Source organism: Streptomyces sp. NPDC046862, assembly GCF_040704615.1.
In the GTDB taxonomy this organism is placed as follows: domain Bacteria; phylum Actinomycetota; class Actinomycetes; order Streptomycetales; family Streptomycetaceae; genus Streptomyces.
The window spans coordinates 4,581-22,841 of record NZ_JBEYXP010000078.1 but is presented as its reverse complement, the minus strand read 5'-3'; the positions used below and the strand labels follow the sequence as shown (position 1 = coordinate 22,841).

Genomic DNA, 18,261 nt, shown 5'->3' with positions numbered 1-18,261 from the left:
GGGCCCATGGACGCCGAGCTGTTCCCCCGGAGCCGTGCGGAGATCGCGCCGGGCGCCGTACACGTCCCGGGCTGGCTCGACGCGGACGACCAACGACGGCTCCTGGAGGCATGCCGAGACTGGGCCGGACCGCCCGCCGGACTCCGTACGGTCCGCACACCCGGCGGCGGCACCATGACCGCCCGGCAGGTCTGCCTCGGCTGGCACTGGTACCCGTACGCGTACGCCCGCACGGTCGTCGACGGCGACGGCGCGCCCGTCAAGCCGTTCCCCGAGTGGCTGGGAGAGTTGGGCCGGAGGGCGGTCGCGGACGCGCTCGGTGCCGAGGCGGCGACGGCCCCGTACGACATCGCCCTGATCAACTTCTACGACGGCGACGCGCGCATGGGCATGCACCGCGACAGCGACGAGAAGTCGGACGCGCCGGTGGTGTCGCTGAGCCTCGGCGACACGTGTGTCTTCCGGTTCGGCAACACCGAGTCCCGCTCCCGGCCGTACACGGACGTCGAACTGCGCAGCGGCGATCTCTTCGTCTTCGGCAACGCGTCGCGGCTCGCGTACCACGGGGTCCCGAAGGTGTACCCGCAGACGGCACCGCAGGGGCTGGGCCTGACGGGACGGCTGAACGTCACGCTGCGGGTGAGCGGCTTCGAGGAAACCAGCCCCTCCGGCGTTTGAGGAGCGGGGGCAAGGGGCCGGCCCCAGAAGACGGGGTCCGGGGCGGAGCCCCGAAGGTGGGGTCGAAGGGGCGGAGCCCCTGGAGGATGGGACGGGTAGGGGCGGCGTGGGCGAAAACCCTCGGTCCCAGCCCGGCGCCCGGCGCCCCCACACGCCGATCATGACAGACTCGCCCTCATGGACGGCAACGCGGCCCCCAGGGCGACGGGCGAAGGGACCACGCGCGCACGACTGGACCGGGGGCGCGGCGCGCTCGGCCCGGCGCTGGAACTCGTGCACACCGGCCGGGCACCCACCCGGGCCGTACTCACGGCCGAGCTGGGAGTCACCCGCGCGACCGCCGGCGCCGTCGCCGCCGAACTGGAGGCCCTCGGCCTCATCCGCGTCGACGCGCATCCGGGCGCCGCCGCCGGCTCCCAGGGCCGCCCCTCCCACAGACTGGAGGTCGCCGAGGAGGGCCCCGTCGCGCTGGCCGCGCAGGTCCACGCCGACGGATGGCGCGCCGCGCTCGTCGGGCTCGGCGGGCGGATCGTCGCCACCGCGCCCGGCTGCGAGACCGTCGACGCCGACCCGGCGAAGGTGCTCGGCTCGGTCGTCGACGCCGGCGCCGAACTGCTGCACGACACCGGACGCAGATGCGTGGGCGCCGGTCTCGCCGTGCCGTCGGCGGTCGCCGAGCCGGAGGGGCTGGCCCTCAACCCACTGCACCTCGCCTGGCCCGCGGGCGCGCCCGTCCGCGAGATCTTCGCCGAGCGGGTGCGCGCGGCCGGGATCGAGGGACCGGCGTTCGCGGCCAACGACGTCAATCTCGCCGCGCTCGCGGAACACCGCCACGGCTCGGGACGCGGCTCCCGTGACCTGCTGTGCGTGGCCACCGGCCACCGGGGCGTGGGCGGTGCGCTCGTGCTCGACGGCCGTCTGCACTCGGGGAGTTCGGGCCTCGCCCTGGAGGTGGGTCACCTCACGGTCAACCCCGAGGGCCGCCCCTGCCACTGCGGCAGCCGCGGCTGCCTCGATGTCGAGACGGACCCGCTGGCCTTCCTCACGGCGGCGGGCCGCGATCCCGGCCCCGAGGTGTCCCTGCTCAAGCAGTCCAACGACCTGATCCGCACCCGGTACACCGACCCGTCCGTCCGCACGGCCACCGAGGCGCTGATCGACCGGCTGGGCCTGGGCCTCGCGGGCCTGGTCAACATCCTCAACCCGGACCGCATCATCCTCGGCGGCCTGCACCGCACACTCCTCGACGCCGACCCCGAGCGGCTGCGCGCGGTCGTGGCCGACCGGAGCCTGTGGGGGCAGAGCGGGAGCGTGCCCATCCTGGCCTGCACGCTGGACCACAACAGCCTCGTGGGAGCCGCCGAGTTGGCATGGCAGCCGGTCCTCGACGACCCCCTCGCGGCGCTGGTCTGACGTCGGGCGCGGGAGGTCGCCCGTAAGGGTCCAGGGCCTGCTTACCCGTGCCCCCGAGGAGTGCTCCGGACGTCAGATCGTGACGCAGACCCCGTCCTCGATCGTCCGGCCGTCACGCTCCAGCCCGCCGCACACGAGCTTCGCGTTCGCCTGCTCGTAGTTCACGGCCCACCGGTGGCTCGCGGCGTTGACCCTGGGAGAACGAAAATTGCCCCAGTAGGCGCGCAGCTTCCCCGGCAGGCCGTCCTTGGTCCTGACGGTGATGTCCTGGACGAACCTGTTGTGGTGCGCCGTCATGACACAGATGTACGTGCCGCAGTTCCCGTCGACCTGGGCGCTGGCCGGCGCCGCCGAGAGCAGGAGGAGGGAGCAGGACACGAAGGCTGTCGCGAGTTTCTTCACGTAGGTCATGTCCGGTAAACGATCAACGGCCGAGATGGTTATGGCCATATCCGTCATACATTGCGGTGACTTGGTGGGGAACCGGGTCTCACCACATCAGTCCTTCAGCGCGTAGAAGTGCATCGGGGAGTTCGGCTCGAAGCCGATGCGTGGGTACACCGGTGCCCCGGCGGCGGTCGCGTGCAGGGTCGCCCGGGTGAGTCCCGTTGCGCGGGCGCCCTCGTGCAGTGCTTTGCGCGTCACCGCTTCCGCGTAGCCCCGGCGCTGCCATCCCGGGTCGGTGGCGACGAGCAGAACGAAGAGGCGGCCTTCCGCCTCTACCGTGGCGGCGCAGGTCACGGGCGTGCCGTCCCGTACGCCCAGGTAGGCGTGGACGAGGTTCTTCCACAGCGTGGAGCGGGCGAGACCGTCACGGCCGTCGTCCAGCGGGAAGCCGTAGGCACGCGAGTTGATGTCCGCGAAGGCCCGCAGGTGTTCATCGGTGGTCACGCGTATGAACGTCAGGTCGGGGTGGGCCGGTTCGGGGATCGGCAGGATGTCTCCCGCCATGCCGGTGCCGGGGAAGGCGTGCACGAGGCCCGCTTGCTCGGCCGCCCCCCGAAGCGCTGCGCGCGCCTGGTCTTCGAGGAGATCCTCGAAGACCCACAGGAAACCCGGACGCCTCTTCGCTCGCATGATCTCCGCCGCCTCGCCCAGGCGCTGCTTCACGAGTCCGGCGTCCATGCCGGCATCGGTCAGCGTGACGCAGTTCCAGAAAGCGAACCGGCAGTCGGCCCAGCGGACGGAGACGCCCGGAAGGTCGCGGACATCCGCGTCCGGGTCTCGGTCGAGCACCATCACGCGCCAGACCGCGGCGAGTTGTTCCATCGATTCGATCGAGTCCGCGAGATCGCGCATGTGCTCCCCGGCACCATCCTTCAGCTGACGACTGCCCGATGACACGTCCGAAACGTTCAAGACGAACGCCTGTGACGGACACCATGGTGAGTACATGAAAGCAGACCTCGCCGCAGCCACGTCGTTCATGGCCACGCATGCCCGAGTCCTCGATCGTCGACGGTTCGAGCTGTTCCTCGGTGAAGCCGACGCCGGGTCCGTACTCGCCGCCGTCGACGCCTACCGCAACCCCGACGGCGGGTACGGGTGGGGGATCGAGCCGGACCTGCGCGCGCCCGAGAGCCAGCCGGCGGGCGCGCTGCACGCGTTCGAGGTGTTCGAGGACATTGCTCCTGTCATCACGCCACAAGCGGTGCACCTGTGTGACTGGCTGGCGTCGGTCTCCCTCCCCGACGGTGGCCTGCCCTTCGCGCTGCCCGTCGAGGACGCCAGCGGCTGCGCACCGTTCTGGGCGCGGGCCGACCCGAAGGTGTCCACCCTGCAGAGCACCGCGTTCACGGTCGGCGGCGCCCTGCGGCTGACCGCGTACGACCGCGCCGTCGCCACCCATCCCTGGCTCGACCGGGCGACTCGGTACTGCCTGGCCGCCGTCGAAGCGATCGGCGACAGGCCCCACGCGATCGAGCTGTCCTTCGCGATCCGTTTCCTCGACGCCGCCTCCGAGGCCCGACAGGAGGCGGCAGCCCTGCTCGACGGCCTCCGGCGGTTCATCCCCGACGACGGCCTGCTGCCCGTCGAAGGCGGTGCCGCGAACGAGGTGATCCGGCCGCTCGACGTGGCCCCGGCTCCAGGCCGTCCCGCACGCACGCTGTACGACCCGGGCGTCATCGACGCCGAGCTGAGTCGACTGGCTGCCGCACAGCAGGACGACGGTGGCTGGCCGGTCGATTTCGCGAGCTACTCACCGAGCGCCGCCCTCGAGTGGCGCGGATACCGGACCGTTGCCGCCGTGTCGGTCCTGCGGCAGAACTCCCTCCTCTGACAGACAGTCACCCGGCATCGTGCGGGCAGATGGCACGCCCGTCCGACCGGCAACGGGTGGCAGGTGGGTCACACGCGAGAAGACACGCGCGTTTCAAGGCGATCGAGTGTCCGGTGTCGTGAGGCTCCACAGCGCCGCCACCTGTGGACGCCGCAGATCGGTTCTCCGCACGCACAGCCCGATCGGGAACGGCTCCGGCGCCGTGTCCGCGGGGACCACCGCCAGCCGGTCGCGCACGGCGCTGTGGTCGAGCACCAGGCGGGGGACCACACCGGTGCCGCAGCCCAGCGCGACCAGGGTCAGCAGGCCCTCGTGGCCGTCGGGTTCGGCCGCCACGTCGGGGGAGGCGCGGCGGGACCGGAACCAGCGGTCGGCGGCGTCGCGGACCAGGCCGCGGTGGGGGAGCACGAAGGGACCGCGCAGCTCCGGGTCGGGGCGGTCGCGGGCGGTGACGAAGACCAGGTCCGTTGTCGCGACCGTCCGGCTGACCAGCGCTTCCGGCAGCCGCGCCGGGACACCGGCCACCGCCACGTCCACCTCGCCCTCGTCGAGCCTGGCCAGCGCGGCTGCCGCGTCACCGGTGCGCAGATCGAGCCGTACCTGCGGATGGGCGGCACGGAAGGGCGCCAGCAGGCCGGGCAGCAGGACCTGACAGGCCGTCACCGTCGCGAACACGGCCAGCGTGCCCGTGAGCCGGCCCGGATCCGGGTGCTCCTCGCGGTACGCGCGCCACAACTCGAGCGCCTCGACGGCGTACTCGCGGAAGCGGTGCCCCTCGGCCGTCAGGGACACACCCCGCGGGCCACGGTCGAAGAGGCGGTGTCCGAGCTCCGCCTCCAGTCGCTGCACGGTCCGCGTCAGTGTCGCCGGGCTGACGTGACAGTCGAGACTCGTCCGGCCGAAGTTCAGCGTCCGCGCCAGATGGAGGAAGAGCCGCAGTTCCCGAAGGTCATCCCGCACGCACCCCACCCGGGCCTCTCATCACCACGCTCAGCTGCGCCTTTCAGAATCCGGAACACCGCGCTGCAAAGGTTGCGCTTGCCGCAATGATCGGTCGGAGCCTACAACTCCACCATGACCACCTCCACTGTCTTCGCACTCGAGACCATGGACGTCCCGGGTGGCACCGAGACGATCCTGCGCGGCGGACGCCACCTCTTCCCGCTGCTGCCCCAGGCCTTCGCCGGGGTGCGCCGCATCGGCGTGATCGGCTGGGGGCCGCAGGGCCGGGCCCAGGCCCGCAACCTGCGCGACTCCTTCGCCGGCACGGACATCACCGTGGCCGTCGGGCTGCGCCCCGGCTCCGCCTCGGCCGCCGACGCCCGTGCGCACGGCTTCACCGAGGAGAACGGCATGCTCGGCGACTGGCTCGCTGTCACCGCCGAGAGCGACCTCGTCATCCTGCTGACCGCGGACGCCGCGCTCGCCGCCCATCACCAGGAGATCTTCGCGGCTCTCAGGCCCGGCGCCACCATCGGCCTCTCGCACGGCTTCCTGCTCGGTCATCTCCGGGAAACCGGCGGGGAGTTCCCGCCGGGGCACGCGGTGATCGCGGTCTGTCCCAAGGGCATGGGCGACTCGGTCCGGCGCCTGTACGAGCAGGGCGCCGAGGTCAACGGCGCAGGGATCAACAGCAGTTACGCCGTGCACACCGACCCCGACGGCCGCGCCACGTCCCTCGCCCTCGCCTGGTCGGTCGCGCTCGGCTCCCCGTACACCTTCCGCACCACGCTGGAGAGCGAGTACCTCTCGGACATCGTCGGCGAGCGCGCCATCCTGCTCGGGGCCGTTCACGGCATCGTCGAGAGCCTGTACGCCCGTTACCGGCTGGCGGGCGACGACCCGGTGACCGCGTACGAGAGGTCCTGCGAGAACGTCACCGGGCCCATCGCCCGCACCATCTCGCGCTCCGGGCTGCGGGCCGTGCGCGAGGAACTGGACCCGGCCGGACGCGACGTCTTCGACCGGGCGTACGCGGCGACGTACGGTCCCGCCCGCGAGATCGTCGCCGAGATCTACGACGAGGTCGCCGACGGCACCGAACTGCGCAGCGTGATCCTCGCCGAACGACGCCTCGGCACGCGGCCGATGAGCCGGATCGGCGGTTCGGCGATGTGGACGGCGGGCGAGGAGGTGCGCGCCCGCCGGGACCGGCGCGCCCTGCCCCTCGACCCGTTCACGGCCGGCGTGTTCATCGCGACGATGACCGCGCAGATCGACGAGTTCGCCGAGCGCGGCCACCCCTGGTCGGAGATCGTCAACGAGTCGGTCATCGAGGCGGTCGACTCCCTGCTGCCCTACATGCACGCACGCGACGTCGCCCACATGGTCGACAACTGCTCCCGCACGGCCCGCCTCGGCGCCCGCCGCTGGGGCCCGCGCTTCCAGGCCGCGTACGAGCAGATCGCCTTCCCTGCCGCCGAACTCCCGGCGGACAAGGCGTTGTTGGCGGCTTTCGACAGCCACCCGGTGCACGAGGCCCTCGCCGTGGCGGCGAAGCTGCGGCCTCCCGTGGACATCTCGGTGGCATAGGACCATTGCGGCGGGGCACTTCAGGACGTCTCACGCGACAACGCAGGCGTGGCGGCGGTCGCCCGCACACCGGAAAACCGGGACGGCACACGTCACCAGCCGGGATAGCGGCGCCACCAGTGCGGGTCCCAGCCCTGGACGTACTCGCTGCCGCTGGGCGAGTCGTCGAGTTCCAGCAGCAGGTCGCGGGCCAGGGTGTCGAGGACCCACGCCAGTTCGTGACGGCTGATCAGGTCGACGGGCAGTGCCTCGATTCCGTGGACGGCGCCGAGCAGCGCGCCGGTCACACAGGCGACGGAGTCACCGTCCGGTGCGCCCGCCGCGAACTCCAGAGCGGCGCGGAAGTCGGCGCGGTCGGGGAAGGAGGCCGCCGCGTAGAGGCCGCCGAGCAGCGTCGAGGGTGCGGTGGCGTCCGGTGCGAGCCGTGCCAGCCGTCCCGCGTCGGCCGGGTCGTCGACAGCGTGCCGGAACGCCGCGACGACACGGGCTTGTTCATCGTCGGTGATGCGCCGGCCTTCGGCCGGAAGGGCGGTGACGGCCGCCTGCAGCACGTCCTGTGCGGATCTGCCGGAGTACGGATAGGGTCCGCTTTCCGGTGCTGGGTTCGTCAGACAGTGGTGGGCCAGGACGGCCGCGTGGACAGTGGCGTCCTGCGCGGCCGTGTCGCCGTGAGTGAGAGCGGCTACCTCGGCGGCCTGGGAGATTCCTCCGAGTCCGGTGACCGCGACGGGCAGCCCCCGGGTCAGTGCGTGACAGCCCCGACTGGGGGTGGCCATCCGCTCCTGGCCTTCGTCGATCCGGGACAGCGCGGTCACCGTCGCGGGTGCGCTGCCGCGCCGTTCGGCCAGTGCGGGCACACCCGCGAGCCAGCCGTCCGGCCACACCGCGTCGCCGGAAGACGTCCAGCGCCGCCGCATCTTCTCGACCTCGATGCCCTGCAGGAAGGCCCACCGGCAGTAGGCGTGCAGGACCACCCCGGGCGCGTAACAGCTGCCCTTGTGGTTTCCGCGTACCTGCGCGCGAATGATGCCCTCGGCGGTGAAGCAGGCCAGTTGGGTGCTGACACCGGCCCTCAACGGACCACTGACCGGCAGCCTGCCCCGAGCCCCTCCCACGGTCTCGCCGAGCGCCAGGCCGAGCATCATCCCACGCACCCGGGACTGCCTCCGGAGGAGCTCCCTCTGGTGGTCCTTCTCGTGGGGCAAGGCAGCGCGCCTCTCTCCTTGTGCACAGCGGTGACTGTCCGGGTGATGGATGTGCCGGGGCGGGCCCGTGCAGCAGGGCGAGGCAGAGCCCGAGCAGCGCCGGCCTCGCCCGCCGACCACCGTAGCGTCAGCCCCACCAGCGGGTTGTCGGGGCCCCGACCGGACCGTCGCCCCGGTGCGTCCGGGCGGGGATGTCACCGGGAGCAGCCGCGACGTCCCCGCGTACTCCCCACGGGGTACACGCACTGCCGCTGGCCGTACGACGACCCGGACCCCCTCCCGGCGCGAGCCTCGAGACAGCTCGAAAACGTGACCTGAGGAGATGAGTCCGACATGCAGACCCTCGCGCACTGGGACGGCGGGCCCGGCCCGTGGATCCTGTTCTTCCCCCTGATCTGGGCAGCCGTCGTCGTTGGCGTCGTGGCCGTCCTCCGCCGCACCGTCTGGCGCGGCCGGCGCGGACCCTGGCGCCCGATGAACGAGTCGCGCCCGGCCGGCGACTCGCCCATGGCCGTCCTCGGCCGCCGTTTCGCCTCCGGCGAGATCGACGAGGACGAGTACTGGCGCCGGGTGTCCGTCCTGGACGAGCACTTCGGCCGTACGGGAAAGGGGTGAGCGGGAATGACCACCGTCACCACGACCCGTACCGCCGCCCGCGTCGAGAACGCCGTCAAGGTGTACGGCTCCGGTGACACCTCCGTGAGGGCCCTGGACGGGGTGAGCGTCGGGTTTCCGGCCGGCCGCTTCACCGCGATCATGGGGCCCTCGGGCTCCGGCAAGTCCACCCTGATGCACTGCGCGGCGGGCCTCGACACCCTCACGTCCGGGACGGCCCACATCGGCGACACCGAGCTGAGCACACTCGACGACCGCCGCCTCACCCTCCTGCGCCGCGACCGCGTCGGCTTCGTCTTCCAGGCCTTCAACCTGGTGCCGACGCTCACCGTCGCGGAGAACATCACGCTGCCCCTGGACCTCGCGCGCGGCAAGGGCTCCCGGGAGTGGATCGACGCGCTCGTGGACGTGGTCGGACTGGGCGACCGGCTCCACCACCGGCCCTCCGAACTCTCCGGAGGACAGCAGCAACGCGTCGCCGTGGCAAGGGCGTTCGCCGGCCGGCCCGACGTCGTGTTCGCCGATGAGCCGACCGGCAACCTCGACTCCCGTTCCGGCGAGGAGGTGCTCGGGCTGCTCGGCCGCGCGGTGCGGCAGATGGACCGCACCGTCGTCATGGTCACCCACGACCCGGTGGCCGCCGCCCACGCCGACGAGGTGCTGTTCCTCGCCGACGGACGCCTGGTGGACCGGATGGAGGCCCCGACGGCCGACAAGGTCCTCGACCGCATGAAGGCCTTCGACGGCGCGTCCGGAAGCGAAGGGGTGCGGTCATGAACGCCTCCGTGCGCCTCAGCGTGTCATCCCTGCGCGCCCACAAGCGCCGCTTCGCGGGTACCTTTCTCGCGGTGCTCCTCGGTGTCGGCTTCCTGGCGGGCACGCTCGTCATGGGCGACACCCTGCGGGCCAACTTCGACTCGATGTTCGGCAACGCGACCAGCGGCACGGACGCGGTCGTGCGCAGTGCCGACGCGATCACCACACCGGGGGAGAGCCAGGGCGTACGGCAGCCCGTCCCCACCGACCTCGTCCGGCGGATCGACGACGTCCCCGGCGTCGCCGCCGCCGCGCCCAACATCGAAGGCGCGGGCCAGCTCATCGGCAGGAACGGCAAGCCGATCGGCGGCAAAGGCCCGCCTACGCTCGCCGGCAACTGGATCGACGACGCCCGGCTCAACCCGTACCGGCTCGCCGAGGGACACGCCCCCTCCACGTCCGGTGAGGTCGTCGTGAACCGGGCCACCGCCGACAAGGGCGACCTCAGGATCGGTGACACCACGACCCTGCGCACGCCCGACCCGGTCAAGGTGACGATCGTGGGCCTCGCGACCTTCGGCGGCGAGGACGGCATGGCCCAGGTGACCTTCACCGGGATGATCCGGGCCGACGCCGAGAAGTACCTCACCGCCAAGCCCGGTGAGGCCGCGAGCATCCAGGTGCGGGCCGGGCCGGGGGTCAGCCAGCGGGAGCTGGTGGACCGGCTGACTCCGGTGCTGCCCAAGGGAGTCGAGGCCATCACCGGTCAGGAGTCGGCCGAGGAGAACACGGACATGATCTCCAGTCAGTTCCTGACCCTCTTCACCACCTTCCTGCTGGTGTTCTCCGGTATCGCGCTGCTGGTCGCGACGTTCTCCATCCACAACACCTTCGCGATCGTCGTCGCCCAGCGCACCCGTGAGAACGCGCTGCTGCGCGCCCTCGGTGCCTCGCGCCGTCAGGTCACCGCCTCCACGCTCGTCGAGGCGACGGTGGTGGCCGTGACCGCGTCCGCCGCGGGACTGGCGGGCGGGATCGGCATCGCGGCGGGGCTCCAGGCGCTGTTCCCGGCGATAGGGTTCCCGTTCCCCGGGGGCGCCCTGGTGATCAGCGGCCTGTCGATGCTGCTGCCGCTCGCGGTCGGCATCGTGGTCTGCCTCGGCTCCGCGCTGCTGCCCGCCGTCCGCGCGGGTCGTACGGCACCCCTGGCCGCGCTGCGGGAGACCGCCGTCGACCAGTCCGGTGCCTCCCGCGTCCGTGCCGTGACCGGTGCCGGTCTGGGCGCCCTTGCCGTCGCCCTCACCCTGGCCGGGCTTCTCGTCACCCCCTCGCTGTGGCTCGTGGGCGGTGGCGCCGTGCTGGCCCTCGCCGCCTTCGTGGTCCTCGGACCGGTCGCCTCCTCGACGGCCGTACGCGTCCTCGGCGCACCTCTTGACCGGCTGCGCGGCGTCACCGGCGGGCTGGCCCGGCGCAACGCGCTCCGCAGCCCCAAGCGGACGGCCGCCACCGCCGGCGCCCTGATGATCGGCGTCGCCGTCGTGTCGCTGTTCACCGTCTTCGCCGCCTCGCTGAAGGCGACCATGGACCAGACGGTGTCCCGTTCGTTCGCGGGCGACGTCGCCGTCAGTACCCCGTCGTTCGGCGCGGGCGGCAGTGGGCTCAGCCCCGAGCTGGCACCGGCGATCGCCCGGCTGCCCGAGGTGCGGACCGCCGTGGGCCTCGGCCGGGGCGTCGCCGACGTCGACGGCAGCGGACGGGGGCTCACCGTCACCGACCCGGCCGCACTCGGCAGGGTCTTCGACCTGGGCGACGTCCACGGCTCGCTGAACGACCTCGGCGCCCACGGCATCGCCCTCACCAAGAGCGAGGCCGACAAACAGGGGCTCAAGACCGGTGACACGACGCGGCTCACCTTCACCGACGGCACGAAGGAGACCTTCACCGTGCGCGCCGTCTACGGCCGGTCCGAGCTCGCGGGCGACTACGTCATCACCCGCGCGGCCTGGGAGCCGCACCGCACCCAGGACTCCGACACCCTCGTCGCCGTCTCCTTCAAGGACGGCGTGAGCACGGCCGACGGCAAGGCCGCCGTCGAGAAGGCCGCCGACCGGTACGGCAAGCCCGAGGTACAGACCCGCGACGAGTACGCCCAGTCCTCGGCCGGCGGCATCGACATGATGCTGACGCTCGTCTACGCGCTGCTCGCCCTCGCGGTGCTGATCGCGCTCCTCGGCATCGCCAACACGCTGACGCTGGCCATCCACGAACGGACCCGGGAGCTCGGTCTGCTGCGGGCCGTCGGACAGACCCGGGCGCAGTTGCGGGCCATGGTCCGCTGGGAGTCGGTGCTGGTCGCCGCGTTCGGCACGGCGGGCGGGCTGGGCCTCGGCGCCTTCCTCGGCTGGGTGCTCGTCGAGGCGTCGGACAGCGCGAGCGACAGTGCCTTCGCCTTCGCGCTGCCGCCCGTACAGCTCGCCGTGGTGGTCCTCGTCGGCCTGGCCGCGGGCGCCGTCGCGGGTCTGCGCCCGGCCCGGCGGGCGGCCCGCCTGGACGTGCTGCGCGCCATCGCCACCGAGTGACGTGCCGTCGCGGCGGAGTGACGCGCCATCAGCACAGCGACGCACCATCGGCACAGCGACGCGCCATCGGCACGAAGTGACGCTCCATCACCACCGAGTGGGAGGTGAAGGTGACCGCCGCCGCGTCGGGCACGCGACGGCGGTCACCCGTTCACCGCCCGGTCAGCCTGCGACGGCGGACCGGGCGGGAGCGTGTTCGGCCCTGCTGCGCCGGCGGGCGGCGGGCCGGTGGCTCGTGGCGTATCGCGAACGCTTCGGTAGCGCCACCGGCTCGGCGTGGGCCGGAAGGGTGAACCACACGACCTTGCCCGAATCGCCATGCGGCCGCGCACCCCAGCTCTCGCTCACCGCGGCGACCATCGCGAGGCCGCGGCCGCAGGTGGCGGAGGGCTCGGCGTCCTGCACCACGGGGAGGCGCGGGTCGTTGTCGCGCACCGAGACCGTCAGTCGGTCGAGCAACAGTTCGATCTCCACCGTGCACAGCTTGTCCGGCTCGGCGTGCCGGTGAACGTTGGTCAGCAGCTCGGTCACTCCGAGTGCCGCCCGGTCGATGAGGAAATCCAGATGCCAGTAGCGCAATTGCGCAGAGACGATTCTGCGGACCTGGCCGATCCGCGACGGCAGGGCTTGGAGCTCCACCGTGCAGTGCCTGCTTGGCTTGCTGATCACGGCTGCGACTCCCCGAATTGAGGTCCGGAAGAAGACGGAGAACGGATTCAGCGAGGTGGCTGCGGGACAATCGCCGCCTGCTGTGGGCGACCGCGCTCTGCGGTCGCTCTCTTGGCGCGGAGTGGCTGCGTACGACGGCCGCCCGCGGTCGTGACCGGCGGCTGGTTCGCAGCGTAATCGCCGGTAAACCCAGAGTGACGTGAGATCAGCGTGACTCAGGGGGTCGGATCCCGCAACTCGCGGCTCCTCAGCCGCCGCGCCCCGCGGCCCTGCGTACCGCCTCGATGAACCGCCGGGCCGAGGGCGGCCCGGGCTTGCCCGGAGCGGGGTCGGTCTCACCGAGGGTCAGCGTGTAACGGGTGCCGTTCACATCGGCCAACGCCCGGTCGTCGTGGGCGAACCAGGGCCTCGACGCGCGCACGGCCTGCACCGGCGCGCTGTCGATCTCGCTGCCGTAGCTCGTCAGCAACTGCAGCCTGCCGTCCGTGATCCGCACCTGTCCGGCCCGTGTCAGCGAGCGCAGCCTCTTCCCGATCCGCACTCCCGTGGCCGTGAACTCCGGCTCCGCCATGTTGCCCCGCCCCCTCGTGCGCTTCGGCTCTGCCCTGTCATGGACCCGCGTGGTTCGTGATCCAGTGTGCGGGCCCCGTTCGAGTGTGCCTCCCCGTCCGGGCATCTCGGCCCATGCGGTGCAGTCTGCACGTCCGCGGCGTCGAGCACCAGTGCGTAGGGTGCCGCGGGGGCGCGGTCGGGGGAGCACTCGGTGCATGCGCCCCCATGCGCCCGCGCACCCCCCGCCACAGGGGCGCTTTGAGATACTCAAAGGGGCGTTTATGCAGGTGAGAAGCGTGCGCCCAGTGTCTATGATCGGGGCGTCCGACCGCGCGACCCGCCGTCGGTGAAACGCGGAAGGAGCCGCCGTGAGCCCCCCTCGCCCCACCCTGACCGGTACGCCCCTCGACACCCTCGACGTCGACCACAGCGACGCGGAGTACCGGGCCTGGCTGAAGGAAGCCGTCCGCAAGGTCCAGGCCGACGCCCAGCGCTCGGCCGACACCCATCTGCTCTCCTTCCCCCTTCCGGAGCACTGGGGAATCGACCTGTACCTGAAGGACGAGTCGACCCACCCCACCGGCAGCCTCAAGCACCGACTGGCCCGCTCCCTCTTCCTCTACGGCCTGTGCAACGGCTGGATCCGGCCGGGTCGCCCGGTGATCGAGGCCTCCAGCGGCTCGACGGCCGTCTCCGAGGCGTACTTCGCGAAGCTCATCGGTGTGCCGTTCGTCGCCGTCATGCCGCGCACGACCAGCACTGAGAAGTGCCGGCTGATCGAGTTCCACGGCGGACGATGTCATTTCGTGGACGACCCCCGGAAGATGTACGAGGCGTCGGCCGCCCTCGCGGCCGAGACCGGCGGCCACTACATGGACCAGTTCACCTACGCCGAACGGGCCACGGACTGGCGAGGCAACAACAACATCGCCGAATCCGTCTTCCGCCAGCTGGAGTTGGAGCGTTTCCCCGAGCCCGCGTGGATCGTCGCCACGGCCGGCACCGGCGGCACCTCGGCGACCATCGCGCGCTACGTCCACTACATGCAGTACGACACCCGCGTCTGCGTGGCGGACCCCGAGAACTCGTGCTTCTTCGAGGGCTGGACGACCGGCGACGCGGACGTCACCTGCGACTGCGGCTCACGCATCGAGGGCATCGGCCGCCCGCGCATGGAGCCCAGCTTCGTCCCCGGTGTCATCGACCGGATGATGAAGGTCCCGGACGCCGCGAGCGTCGCGGCCGTACGGGCCCTGGAGTCGGCCATCGGCCGCAAGGCGGGCGGCTCCACGGGCACCGGCCTGTGGAGCGCCCTGAAGATCGTGGCGGAGATGGTGGCGGAGGGGCGCCGGGGGAGCGTGGTGACCATGCTCTGCGATCCCGGGGACCGCTACCTGGACAAGTACTACTCGGACGCGTGGCTGGCGGAGCAGGGGCTGGACATCTGGCCGTACGCGGCGGCGATCGAGTCCTTGCTGGAGACGGGGGAGTGGCGCGCGCCCCGGCAGGTGCGCGGGGCCGTATAGAACATGCGGCTCCGCCGCGTGGGCGCGACCAGCCACAAACGGCCTGCAGATACCCACCAGCCGCGGCTACCCCACCGCCAACCGCCGATCCAACGCCCTGACCGAGTCACGAAACGCCCGCTGCAACCCCGGCCGAGCAAGCTTCAAAGCGAACCGGAAGACCGCAGAACCGTCAGCGGCCCAGCTCCACCGCACCCGCGTCCCCTCCCCGGCAGGAGCCAGCCGCCACTCCTCCAGCAACGCCCCCACTCCGGGCGCGTTGGTCTGGTCCACCCGATACGCGTACACCTCGGAGGGCTCCGCCGCGACGATCGTCTCCAGACAGCGGGTCCCACCCTTCAGCCGGACCTCGCGCCGCGTGCCGTCCCCGACCGGACGGGCGTACGTCACGCCCGTGAACCACTCGCTCCAACCCGGCACGTCCTCCGCCATGGCACGGAACACCGCGTCCGGAGGCGCGGACATCTCGCCCGAGAACACGAACCGCACGGGTGCGGTCCCGACGAATTCGAGCCCCACCGGGCGCAGACGGCGAACCATGAGGTGACCCCCTTCGCGGAACGGGCCGCCCCGGACGGCAGGGGCGGTTGACCGGGCAGCGTCACCCTAGCTGGCAGACCGTCAGATGTCTGTACCGTCCTCCGCCTCGTCCGTGTCCTCCCCAAGCTCCCCGGCGACAATCAGCTGCCTGAGGTGCTCCGAGATCTCCGCGCGCGCCCCGGCCGGCAGCCCGGCGTCGGTGACCAAGGTGTCCACCTGATCCAGGGACCCGAACGAACTCAGGCCCACCGTCCCCCACTTGGTGTGGTCCGCCACCACGACGACACGCCGTGCGGACTGCACGAGCCGCCGGTTCGTCTCGGCCTCCGCCAGGTTCGGGGTGGACAGGCCCGCCTCGACCGATATGCCGTGCACGCCCAGGAACAGCACGTCGAAGTGGAGCGCGGCGATCGCCTGGTCCGCCACGGGCCCCACGAGCGAGTCCGACGGGGTCCGCACCCCACCGGTCAGCACGACGGTGGCCGCCCCCTGCCGCTGCCCCGAACTGCGCTGCGAGACGTGGAAGACATCGGCCACACGCACCGAGTTCGTGACCACGGTCAGATCCGGCACGTCCAGCAGCCGGTGCGCCAGCGCGAACGTCGTCGTACCACCGGACAGCGCGATCGCCGTACCCGGCGCGACCAGCTCGGCCGCGGCCCGGGCGATGTCCTCCTTGGCGGTCAGCTCCAGCCCGGACTTGGCCTCGAAGCCCGGCTCGTGCGTGCTCGCCTCGGCCACCGGCACCGCGCCGCCGTGCACCTTCTCCACCGCCCCCTGGCGGGCGAGCGCGTCGAGGTCCCGGCGGACCGTCATGTCGGACACGCCGAGCTTGCGCGTCAGCTCGTTGACCCGTACCCCGCCGCGCCGCCGTACCTCGTCGAGGATCAGGGCGCGGCGCTGCTCCGCGAGGAGGTTCTGGTTCTCACTCACGCCCGCTCCGGTCCTTTCGCCCCATCACGCCTCCATACCCCCTCCGACGAGCACATTCTCCCCGCCCCCGGTCCCGAGGACGTCCCATACTCGCACGCTCCGGTTCCACGGGCGCCCCTGCCCGTACCGACGCGGACACGTCACGCTGTCCACCTCAGGAACTCGACCCTGTCCCGGATCGGGGGAGATTCCGTGTCCACGGGTGTACGCCGCCCCCGGAGCGGAGATCATGTGCCTGCGCATCACACCTGCCATAGGCGTACCACGGGGGAAGGGCAGAACAGTGGCGAGTGCGACCGAACATGCCCCGACGGGGGAGCACGAGGGACCGGACCAGGCTTCCGCACCCGCCGGAGCAGCCCTGGAACTGCTGGTGCACGGCGTGGGCGGCACCACACCCGAGGAGATGCTGAACGATCCGCGGACGGTCCGGATCACCGGCGACAGGACCGCGGCCGTCTTCCGGCGCGTCGACGACGCCGACGCGGAGGAGCGCCCCGAGGACTACCGCGGCAAGCCCGTGCCGGAGGCGTACGTCTGGTGCAACCTGACCTCCGGAAACGGCTCCCGCGCCCTGTGGCTGTTGCTGCTGCCGTTCATGGTGGTCAACCTGGCCCACTGGATGCGCCCCACCACCCGGGGCCGGCGGCGGACGGTCCGCCTCTACGGCCTGCTCGTCCGGCTCGCCGGGCTGACCCTGACCGTGCTGTTCGTGGCCGCGGCCTGTGAGGTCGCCCTCGACCTGACCGCCTGGCAGTGCGCGGGCACCCCGGCGTGCGCCGAGGACCACACATGGCTGGGCTTCCTGTCACCCGAGGTGTCCGGTGACGGCTGGTGGAGCCCGCCCGGCCGCCGCCTCGCCCTGGCCTCCCTGGTGCCCACCGCACTCACCGGGCTGCTGTGGTACCTGTCCCACCGCACCTGGAGCGCATACGAGTCCCAGAAGCCGATGAGCCGCCGGGACGAACCCGACGACGACGCCACCGCCGACCGGACCGCGCTAGGCCGCCCCGGCTTCTGGTACGGACGCCGTCTGGTGGCCCGGCTGCGCGCCGCGCACACGGCGGCGGGCTTTCTGACGGTCGCGGCGGCCGTCGGCACCTCCGCGGCCCGTTACGACCGCGGGTCCGGTGGCCCCGCCCTTCTGGAGGGGCTGGGCCGGCTGCTGGACGCGCTGCTCCTGGCGGGCGCCGTCGTCGTGGTGTGGGTGGTGTGCCGGCGGGGCCGCAGCGAGAACCGTCTGGACAGGGAACTGGACAGGACACTGGTGCGGTGGCTACCCGTGGGCTCGGTCACCCTGCTCGCGCTCGTCATGGTGTACGCGGGTTGGTCGCGCCCGGGGTGGCGGTCGGAGGGGCGGCTTCCGGGCGACATGACGTTCGGCGGGATCGCCTTCGTGCAGGGTGTTCTCGTCGTCGCGCTCGCCGTCGTCGCCCACGTCCTGTACCTCTCCCACCCCGACAGGCGCACCGCGATGCGCGGTCTGGCCGGGCCGGCCGTGGCCATGCTCGCCTGCGCGCTCGGCGGAGTGATGTCCGGCGGGGTGGCCCAGCGCGTCGCCGACTGGCTGAACGGCACCGGTGACTCGCTGCTGGGTCCGCCCGTGCTGCTGACTTGGCAGGCATCCGTCATCCCGCCCCTCCTGCTGGTCGTGCTGTTGCTCGTCGCCTGGCTGGCGTGGCGCACATGGGTGCTGCGGAGCGGTGAACTGCCCGCGGTGGAGCGGGAGTACGACCTGAACGAGAACCAGAGGCGGACAGCGAGGAAGGAGCGGACTGGGGGGCCGGACGGGGAGCCGGTCGGCCCGGCGGGCGAGGGGCGGGCTGGACGGCGGGGCACGGAGCCGGTCGGGCGGGTGGATGTCGAGCCGGTCGAGGGGGCGGACGCGGAGCCGGTCGGGCGGGTGGATGTCGAGCCGGTCGAGGGGGCGGACGCGGAGCCGGTCGGGCGGGTGGATGTCGAGCCGGACGAGGGGGCGGACT

The 18,261-nt window shown here is 72.1% G+C and carries 16 protein-coding genes and 1 pseudogene; 9 read left to right on the top strand and 8 right to left on the bottom strand.

From position 1 onward, the window contains the following. The first annotated feature begins 6 nt into the window (after positions 1-6). Together AB0959_RS48550 and AB0959_RS48545 are read left to right on the top strand one after the other, a co-directional pair. On the top strand, positions 7-678 hold the full coding sequence (locus AB0959_RS48550; protein ID WP_366833381.1) for an alpha-ketoglutarate-dependent dioxygenase AlkB: 672 nt from the start codon (positions 7-9) through the stop codon (positions 676-678). Positions 679-855: 177 nt separating this feature from the next. Then, positions 856-2,091 carry an ROK family protein gene (locus tag AB0959_RS48545; RefSeq protein WP_366833380.1) on the top strand — a complete coding sequence of 412 codons (1,236 nt, stop codon included), beginning with the start codon at positions 856-858 and terminating at the stop codon, positions 2,089-2,091. A 72-nt stretch (positions 2,092-2,163) separates the two neighbouring features. Here AB0959_RS48545 and AB0959_RS48540 read toward each other — a convergent pair whose 3' ends face one another. Together AB0959_RS48540 and AB0959_RS48535 are read right to left on the bottom strand one after the other, a co-directional pair. Further along, positions 2,164-2,502 (bottom strand): hypothetical protein, encoded by a 339-nt coding sequence (locus tag AB0959_RS48540; RefSeq protein WP_366833379.1) that lies wholly within the window; start codon positions 2,500-2,502, stop codon positions 2,164-2,166. An 87-nt stretch (positions 2,503-2,589) separates the two neighbouring features. After that, the gene (locus tag AB0959_RS48535; RefSeq protein ID WP_366833378.1) at positions 2,590-3,390 is read right to left on the bottom strand and encodes a GNAT family N-acetyltransferase; all 801 of its coding nucleotides are present in this window, start codon (positions 3,388-3,390) and stop codon (positions 2,590-2,592) included. A 94-nt stretch (positions 3,391-3,484) separates the two neighbouring features. Here AB0959_RS48535 and AB0959_RS48530 point away from each other — a divergent pair, with 94 nt between their 5' ends. Beyond that, entirely contained in the window at positions 3,485-4,372 is an 888-nt protein-coding gene (locus AB0959_RS48530; protein WP_366833377.1) for a hypothetical protein, read from the top strand. A 93-nt stretch (positions 4,373-4,465) separates the two neighbouring features. Here the strand turns inward: AB0959_RS48530 and ilvY are convergent, their stop codons facing one another. Next, positions 4,466-5,332, bottom strand: coding sequence for an HTH-type transcriptional activator IlvY (ilvY, locus tag AB0959_RS48525; RefSeq protein ID WP_366833376.1), 867 nt, complete (start codon positions 5,330-5,332; stop codon positions 4,466-4,468). Positions 5,333-5,446: 114 nt separating this feature from the next. Here ilvY and AB0959_RS48520 point away from each other — a divergent pair, with 114 nt between their 5' ends. After that, positions 5,447-6,904, top strand: a complete 1,458-nt coding sequence (locus AB0959_RS48520; protein ID WP_366833375.1) for a ketol-acid reductoisomerase — start codon at positions 5,447-5,449, stop codon at positions 6,902-6,904. A gap of 92 nt (positions 6,905-6,996) precedes the next feature. On the opposite strand, the gene AB0959_RS48515 is transcribed toward AB0959_RS48520, so the two are convergent. Then, on the bottom strand, positions 6,997-8,109 hold the full coding sequence (locus AB0959_RS48515; protein ID WP_366833374.1) for an ADP-ribosylglycohydrolase family protein: 1,113 nt from the start codon (positions 8,107-8,109) through the stop codon (positions 6,997-6,999). A 333-nt stretch (positions 8,110-8,442) separates the two neighbouring features. Here AB0959_RS48515 and AB0959_RS48510 point away from each other — a divergent pair, with 333 nt between their 5' ends. Genes AB0959_RS48510 through AB0959_RS48500 form a run of 3 tightly spaced genes read left to right on the top strand, consistent with a single transcriptional unit; the run spans position 8,443 to position 12,059 of the window. Next, positions 8,443-8,724 (top strand): SHOCT domain-containing protein, encoded by a 282-nt coding sequence (locus AB0959_RS48510; protein WP_366833373.1) that lies wholly within the window; start codon positions 8,443-8,445, stop codon positions 8,722-8,724. A 6-nt stretch (positions 8,725-8,730) separates the two neighbouring features. Next, a complete protein-coding gene (locus AB0959_RS48505; RefSeq protein WP_366833372.1) occupies positions 8,731-9,501 on the top strand; it encodes an ABC transporter ATP-binding protein in 771 nt (256 codons plus the stop codon). Next, positions 9,498-12,059: an FtsX-like permease family protein gene (locus AB0959_RS48500; protein ID WP_366833371.1), complete on the top strand. Its 2,562-nt coding sequence runs from the start codon at positions 9,498-9,500 to the stop codon at positions 12,057-12,059. The genes AB0959_RS48505 and AB0959_RS48500 overlap by 4 nt, the downstream gene beginning before the upstream one ends. Positions 12,060-12,221: 162 nt before the next feature. On the opposite strand, the gene AB0959_RS48495 is transcribed toward AB0959_RS48500, so the two are convergent. Continuing rightward, entirely contained in the window at positions 12,222-12,728 is a 507-nt protein-coding gene (locus AB0959_RS48495) for an ATP-binding protein (RefSeq protein ID WP_366833370.1), read from the bottom strand. Between the two features lie 247 nt (positions 12,729-12,975). After that, positions 12,976-13,299, bottom strand: coding sequence for a hypothetical protein (locus AB0959_RS48490; protein WP_366833369.1), 324 nt, complete (start codon positions 13,297-13,299; stop codon positions 12,976-12,978). Between the two features lie 349 nt (positions 13,300-13,648). Between AB0959_RS48490 and AB0959_RS48485 the strand changes: the two genes are divergently transcribed. Next, positions 13,649-14,806, top strand: coding sequence for a PLP-dependent cysteine synthase family protein (locus tag AB0959_RS48485; RefSeq protein ID WP_366833368.1), 1,158 nt, complete (start codon positions 13,649-13,651; stop codon positions 14,804-14,806). Between the two features lie 66 nt (positions 14,807-14,872). Here the strand turns inward: AB0959_RS48485 and AB0959_RS48480 are convergent, their stop codons facing one another. Together AB0959_RS48480 and AB0959_RS48475 are read right to left on the bottom strand one after the other, a co-directional pair. Beyond that, positions 14,873-15,346 carry an SRPBCC family protein gene (locus AB0959_RS48480; protein WP_366833367.1) on the bottom strand — a complete coding sequence of 158 codons (474 nt, stop codon included), beginning with the start codon at positions 15,344-15,346 and terminating at the stop codon, positions 14,873-14,875. Between the two features lie 81 nt (positions 15,347-15,427). Then, the gene (locus tag AB0959_RS48475; protein ID WP_366833366.1) at positions 15,428-16,279 is read right to left on the bottom strand and encodes a DeoR/GlpR family DNA-binding transcription regulator; all 852 of its coding nucleotides are present in this window, start codon (positions 16,277-16,279) and stop codon (positions 15,428-15,430) included. 406 nt (positions 16,280-16,685) lie between these two features. Between AB0959_RS48475 and AB0959_RS48470 the strand changes: the two are divergent. After that, positions 16,686-18,261: pseudogene (locus AB0959_RS48470) on the top strand (hypothetical protein); the annotation flags it as partial.